The 5,815-nt window shown below is 69.5% G+C and carries 6 protein-coding genes; 1 reads left to right on the forward strand and 5 read right to left on the reverse strand.

What is annotated here, in order from left to right:
- Positions 1 to 61: 61 nt before the first annotated feature.
- From NS331_RS21930 to andAc, 3 genes are all read right to left on the reverse strand, one after another.
- Positions 62 to 1,240, reverse strand: a complete 1,179-nt coding sequence (locus NS331_RS21930; RefSeq protein ID WP_058644064.1) for an ABC transporter substrate-binding protein — start codon at positions 1,238 to 1,240, stop codon at positions 62 to 64.
- Positions 1,241 to 1,333: 93 nt separating this feature from the next.
- Positions 1,334 to 1,846 carry an anthranilate 1,2-dioxygenase small subunit AndAd gene (gene andAd, locus NS331_RS21935; RefSeq protein ID WP_058644069.1) on the reverse strand — a complete coding sequence of 171 codons (513 nt, stop codon included), beginning with the start codon at positions 1,844 to 1,846 and terminating at the stop codon, positions 1,334 to 1,336.
- Between the two features lie 13 nt (positions 1,847 to 1,859).
- Positions 1,860 to 3,146 (reverse strand): anthranilate 1,2-dioxygenase large subunit AndAc, encoded by a 1,287-nt coding sequence (gene andAc, locus NS331_RS21940; RefSeq protein ID WP_058644065.1) that lies wholly within the window; start codon positions 3,144 to 3,146, stop codon positions 1,860 to 1,862.
- Positions 3,147 to 3,371: 225 nt separating this feature from the next.
- Here andAc and andR point away from each other — a divergent pair, with 225 nt between their 5' ends.
- Entirely contained in the window at positions 3,372 to 4,394 is a 1,023-nt protein-coding gene (gene andR, locus NS331_RS21945) for an anthranilate 1,2-dioxygenase regulatory protein AndR (protein WP_058644066.1), read from the forward strand.
- Positions 4,395 to 4,412: 18 nt separating this feature from the next.
- On the opposite strand, the gene atpE is transcribed toward andR, so the two are convergent.
- Both atpE and NS331_RS21955 read right to left on the reverse strand, forming a co-directional pair.
- The gene (gene atpE / locus NS331_RS21950; protein WP_058644067.1) at positions 4,413 to 4,658 is read right to left on the reverse strand and encodes a F0F1 ATP synthase subunit C; all 246 of its coding nucleotides are present in this window, start codon (positions 4,656 to 4,658) and stop codon (positions 4,413 to 4,415) included.
- 119 nt (positions 4,659 to 4,777) lie between these two features.
- Positions 4,778 to 5,662 (reverse strand): DMT family transporter, encoded by an 885-nt coding sequence (locus tag NS331_RS21955; protein WP_058644068.1) that lies wholly within the window; start codon positions 5,660 to 5,662, stop codon positions 4,778 to 4,780.
- Positions 5,663 to 5,815 lie beyond the last annotated feature (153 nt).

Consider the following 5,815-nt stretch of genomic DNA (forward strand, 5'->3'; position numbering starts at 1 on the left):
CTCCCCAACCCCTCTCCCGCTAGGGGAGAGGGGCCAAGGCCGTGTACTCGCATGGGGCGGCTCACTTCATCTTGCATTGCTGCCAGTAGGCGTCGCGGTAGCCCTTCAGCGGCGTCGACAGCGTCTTGTTGGTGATCTTCCCTTCGGCATCCTTGCCGATCACGCGCAGGTAATAGTCCTGGATCGGGAAGTTGTTGTTGCCGTACTTGAAGGGTCCGCGGATCGACTGGAAGTTGGCGGCCTTCAGGGCCTTGAGCACGGCCTCCTTGTTCTTCACGTCGCCCTTCACGTCGCGGGCCGCGGCGTCCATGGCCAGGATGGCGTCGTAGGCCTGCGCGGCATAGAAGGTGGGGTAGCGCTTGTAGGCCTTGCGGAACTCGCCCACGAACTTCTGGTTGGCCGCATTGGGCAGGTCGTGCGACCACTGCGAGGTGGAGAACAGGCCCAGCATGGGTTCGCCCACGGCGGCGATGGTGTCCTCGTCGGCGGAGGCGGGGTTGGTCACCAGCCGCACGTCCTTCGACAGGCCCGAGGCCACGAACTGCTTGATGAAGTTGATGCCCATGGCGCCGGGCAGGAAGAAGAACACCGCCTCGGGCTTGGCAGCGCGGATCTGCGCCAGCTCGGCCGCATAGTCCAGCTGGCCCACCTTGCCGTACACCTCGGCCACCACGTTGCCCTTGTAGGTGCGCTTGAAGCCGGTGAGGTGGTCGCGGCCCGCCGGGTAGTTGGGCGCGAGGATGAAAGCGCTCTTCAAACCCTGGTCGCTGGCCCACTGGCCGGCGGCCTCGTCCCAGGTGTCGTTCTGGTAGCTCTGGCCGAAGAAGTAGGGATTGCACTGCGCGCCCGCGTACTGGCTGGGCCCGGGGTTGGCGGTGATGAACGGCACCTTGGCCGCGAACAGCGCCGGGCCGACGGCCAGGGCCACGTTGGACGGCACGGGCCCGGTGAAGAAGTCGATCTTGTTCTGCTGGATGAAGCGGTCGACGATCTGCTTGGCCTGGTCCGGGCTGCCTGCCGTGTCGGCCTGGATGAACTCGGCCGGGTAGCCGCCCAGCTTGTTGTCGAGCAGCCTGATCGCCAGGTTGATGGCGTCGCGCGTCTCGGCACCGCCGGCCGCGAAGGGGCCGGAGATGTCCAGCGCCAGGCCCACCTTGATGGGATCGGCGGCGAGGGTGGGCGCGGCGAAGGCCAGGGCCAGAGCGGCGGCCAGCAGCGGCCGGGTGCGAACGGGGGTCATGGGCTTCCTCTCCGGGGGATGCGTGTGAATGGGATGGACGGCGGTCAGCAATCGGCATGCCATCGGGCGCCGGGCCCGACGGCAGCGCGCGGCTCAGATGGGTGTGGCCAGCAGCGTGAGCACGCGCGAGGTGTCGTACACCACGCGCCGCTGCGCAAAGCGCCAGCCCGCCGGCGTGCGCACCAGGCGGTCCAGGTAGCGCCCGGCCTGGAAGATGAAGGACTCGCCGTTGGTGCGCGTCTGCACCACCACGTAGGAGGACTCGGCCGTCACCGTCTGCGCATCCACCGGCGTGATCGCGAGGCCGCTGGTCATGTGGCGGTAGCTGTGCGACTCGTAGATGTTGGCGTGGCGCAGCGCCACCACGCGGTCGCGCAGCATGCCGGCGCTGGTGCAGTGCACGAGGCCGATGGGCAGTCCCATGTCGGCGTTCTCCTTGGGCACGATCTCGTACAGGCAGTCCTCGATGAAGAGGGCCGTCCAGTCCTCCAGCCGGTCGTTGTCCAGCAGGGCGCAGTAGCGCTCGTTCAGCTGGTGGATCTGGAACCAGAGGGCGATGTCGACGTCGGGCGTGGCCGCAGCGGCGGTGGTCTGGGGGGCTTCCATCACGGTGCTCATCTCAATAGCCCATCAGCTTCTGGTAGCCGGTCCAGAACTTCCGGATCAGGTTCTCCGTGATCATGGTGTCCTCCCGGTTCGGGTCGGTGCGGCCCAGGTCCAGCACCGAGGTGGCATCGGCATCGCGTGCGGTGCCGCGTTGCACCAGCTCGGTGGCCTCGGTGTCCTCCATCGAGATGAAGCCGGCGGGCCCCACCAGGTTGGCCTGCTTGATGCGCAGCGCGCGCAGCTCGGGCGTGTCGTCCTCGTAGCCGAAGAAGTGGAAGACCAGCTCGAACTCGCCCGGCGCCTTGGGCAGCACCTGCCGCGCCACCAGCGTGTTGTGGATCTGCTGCAGCACCAGCTGCGGAAAGATGGTCTGGATGTGGTTGGTGCAGTCTTCCTCGTACTCCGAGATGAAGCCCAGCACCGACGCATCCTCCAGGTGGAAGCCGTCGTCCATCGAGCGGATGGCCTGCTGCTTGTAGGCCGTGGCGGTGTCGCCCTCTTGCTCGATGTTGGTGGCGGTGATGATGCTGTGCAGGCCGTGCGCCTTGTCGGCCATCGAGCGCGCCTTCATGCCCACGCGGAAGATGTTGAAGGTGGTGTGGAACAGGTGCAGCAGGCTCGCGTGGTACGGGTCCTTGACGTTCTCGTAGTAGAGCTTCCAGTTGCTGCGGGCGTACTGGCGGGTGCAGCCGAGATACACCACCTTCTTGTGCATCACGCGGTCGACCCAGGGCCGCATCTGCTCGCCGATGTAGTCGGCCAGGGTCGGCGCCTCGTCGCTGAAGCTGGCGAAGACCAGGCCCTTGTAGCTGTCCACGCGCAGCTTGCGCAGGCCGTGCGCCTTGTTGTCGAAGTCCGGCGGCATGCCGGGCGCGCCGTCGCGCCCGCGCTTGAAGGGAATGCCCTGCAGGTCGCCCTTGGCGCTGAAGCCCCACTGGTGGTAGACGCAGGTGTGCACCTTGGCATTGCCGCGCGCATTGCGGCAGACCATGGCGCCGCGGTGGGCGCAGCGGTTGACCCAGCAGGCCAGCTCGCCGTCGGGCGCGCGGGTGACCACCACCGGCGTGTCGCCGACGAAGGTGCTCTTGTAGTCGCCGGGGTTGGGAATCTCCGCCTCCAGCGCGACGAAGCTCCAGGTGGGGCCGCGGTAGATGCGCTCCTGCTCGCGCTCGAACACGTCCTGCGAGCTGAACACGGCGTAGGGCACGCGCGAGCCGTCGGCCTGCGGAAAGTGCACCACGCGCTGCTGCTGCTCGGCGGCAGCGGCCTGCAGCGCACCAGGATCGACCGGTTGATTCATGGCAAGAACTCCTTCCGTGTGCGGGCCCGGCGGTTGCAGGGCGTCATGGGCCGCATGGTCGAAGGCCGGCGCCGCGGCGGCTATCCGATTCGCGCGGGATCGGGGCCGCGGATGTCCGGATCGCGCAGGACTTGCGCCCCCCGATCGGCGCTGGCGGCTGCCACAGACGCCTGGCGCGCTTCTTGCGCTGCGTCATGCCCTGCTCGGAAGCCCCGCCAGACCCTCATGCGTCCAGCTGCCGCCTCCTCCTTCGACGCCCTTCCCGCCACCGGCACGGCCTTCGCGCCGGGGCTGCTGCGCGCGCACCGCCTGTTCGAGTCCTCGGACCTGGACGATGCGCGCGAGCGCATCTCGCGCGTGATGCAGCCGCACCGGCTGCAGGCGCTGGAGCGTCCGCGGGGCGGGCGCTCGCACATGGACTTCGTGCGCGTGGGCGGCATCGGCCTGGGCACCATCCGCTTCGGCGAGACCACGCGGGTGGACGTCTCCCACGTGGAGGACTACCACCTGCTCATGTTCTGCCTGCAGGGCCATGCCGAGGTGCTGGCAGACGATCGCATGCTTCAGGCCGATGGCCGCCACGGCATGGTGTGCGCGCCCGGCAGCCGCTTCGTGGCCGACCTGTCGCCCGACTGCGAGCAGTTCGTGCTGCGGCTGGACCGCCGCATGCTGGAATCGCACACCGGCCGGCCGTTGCGCTTCGACAGTGCGCTGGACCTGCAGCGCCCCGCCCTGCAGGCCTGGCGCGCCCAGTTGCACCTGCTGCTGAGTTCCGAGGCCCTGATGCAGGCCGTGCAGGCCAGTCCCATCGTCGCGGTCGAGATGGAGCGCCTGCTGGTGCACCTGCTGCTGGCCGGCCAGCCCTGGACCGACGACGTGCCGTTGCGCATCGCCGCGCGGCCCGCCGGCGCGGGCGCCAGTCAGGCCGCCTGCGTACGCCGCGCGATTGCCCACATGGAAGCCCATGCCGACGAAGCGCTGCGCCTGGCCGACATTGCCGCCGCCGCGGGCGTGTCGGTGCGCACGCTGCTCGACGCATTTCACCGCGTGCGCGACGAAAGCCCCATGCAGACCCTGCGCGACCTGCGTCTGGCGCGTGCCCGACAGCGCCTGCGCGCGGGCGAAGACGGCATCACCGTCGCCGCCGTGGCGCTGGACTGCGGCTTCGCGCACCTGAGCCGCTTTGCGCAGGCCTACCGGGCGCGCTTCGGCGAGTCGCCGTCGGACACGCTGCGCGCCGCGGACTGAGCGCGCTGCGCAGCCCCGTCAGAAGGGGCTGGCCGTCGCGAACCACAGGCCGATGCCGGTGGCGATGATGAAGGCGCCGTCGGTGACGCCAGCGGCCAGGAAGAACCTGGACTGCAGCGCCTGCATCAGGTCCGGCTGCCGGGCCGAGCCCTCGATCAGCTTGCTGCCGAGCAGCGCAATGCCGATGCACGAGCCCACGGCGCTCATCCCGATCAGCAGCGCGACGGCCAGCGGCAGGATGTTGAAGGTCGAGGCGGTGTTCATGGCGAGGCTCCTGGGTGGTGGGAATGGCCTCACTGTGCGCCGCGGCGGGCATGCGGTCGATGACCTCGCAGGTCATGGCCCCGCCGCGCTGCCTGCCGAACACCGCCGCCCGGCGGCCCTCAGCCTTTGGTGCGCGCCGGCAGCAGCACCGCCGCGATGGCCACCATCAGCAGCGCCATCGCCAGCCAGTCCTGCCAGTAGATGGCCTCGCCCAGCCACAGCGCGCTGCTGAGCACACCCAGCACCGGGATCATCATCACGCTGATCGTCGAGGCCACCGGCGGCAGCCCACGCGCCAGCACGAACCAGGCGACGTGCGCGAAGCCGAAGATCACCACGGCGTTGTAGACGATGGCGCCCCAGGCCGCCGGGCCCGGCATGTGCCAGTCGGCCCGCTCCGCCAGCGCCGAGAGCGCGCCCATCACGATGGCGGTGAGCGTGGTCATCCAGAACGACAGCGTCAGCGTGGGCACCGGCAGCTGCGTGCGGCGCAGCAGCTGCGTGCCCAGCGCCCAGGTGGCAGCGGCCACCAGCGCCAGCGCCACGAAGCCGGGGCTGCCGGCCAGGCCGGTGAACTCGTGCCACAGCAGGAAGGCCACGCCCAGCGCTGCGGCCGCCACGCCCATCCAGGCGCGCGCCGACAGGCGGGTGTTGAAGAGCAGCGCCCCCAGGATGGCCGAGAACACCGGCATGGTGTAGCCCAGAATGGCCGCGCGCCCGCCCGACAGGTGGCGCAGCGCAATGATGATGCACACATGCCAGACGAACATGTTGGTGGCCGACAGCCACAGCAGCTCGGGCCAGTGGCGGCGCGGCACGCGGAAGGGCAGGCGCATGACCAGCAGCACCGCGATCAGCACCGGCACGCCCAGCCACAGCGACAGTGCGCGGAAGGCCAGCGGCGGCAGGTCGCTCACCCCCAGCTTCATGATCGGCCAGTTGATGCCCCAGGCGATGGTCAGGGGAATGAGCAACGCCCATTGGCGGCGGGTGAGTGTCTCCATGGCGGGCGATTGTGCGCAGGCGGGGCGCGGCCTGCCGGCGGCGGGACAAATGCCGGCCCACACGGGGCGAGGGCTTGCCCCGTTTCGCCGCTTGGGAGACTGCTGGGGGGAGAAGTCTTGCTCCCTTTCCCCTCGCGGGAGAGGGTTGGGGAG

This window comes from Pseudacidovorax intermedius, assembly GCF_001476815.1.
Classification (GTDB): domain Bacteria; phylum Pseudomonadota; class Gammaproteobacteria; order Burkholderiales; family Burkholderiaceae_C; genus Xenophilus; species Xenophilus intermedius_A.

What these genes read in the sequence shown, in the direction of transcription:
- NS331_RS21930 (WP_058644064.1), bottom strand. Translation starts at nt 1,240, where the DNA reads ATGACCCCCGTTCGCACCCGGCCGCTGCTGGCCGCCGCTCTGGCCCTG.
- andAd (WP_058644069.1), bottom strand. Translation starts at nt 1,846, where the DNA reads ATGGAAGCCCCCCAGACCACCGCCGCTGCGGCCACGCCCGACGTCGAC.
- andAc (WP_058644065.1), bottom strand. Translation starts at nt 3,146, where the DNA reads ATGAATCAACCGGTCGATCCTGGTGCGCTGCAGGCCGCTGCCGCCGAG.
- andR (WP_058644066.1), top strand. Translation starts at nt 3,372, where the DNA reads ATGCGTCCAGCTGCCGCCTCCTCCTTCGACGCCCTTCCCGCCACCGGC.
- atpE (WP_058644067.1), bottom strand. Translation starts at nt 4,658, where the DNA reads ATGAACACCGCCTCGACCTTCAACATCCTGCCGCTGGCCGTCGCGCTG.
- NS331_RS21955 (WP_058644068.1), bottom strand. Translation starts at nt 5,662, where the DNA reads ATGGAGACACTCACCCGCCGCCAATGGGCGTTGCTCATTCCCCTGACC.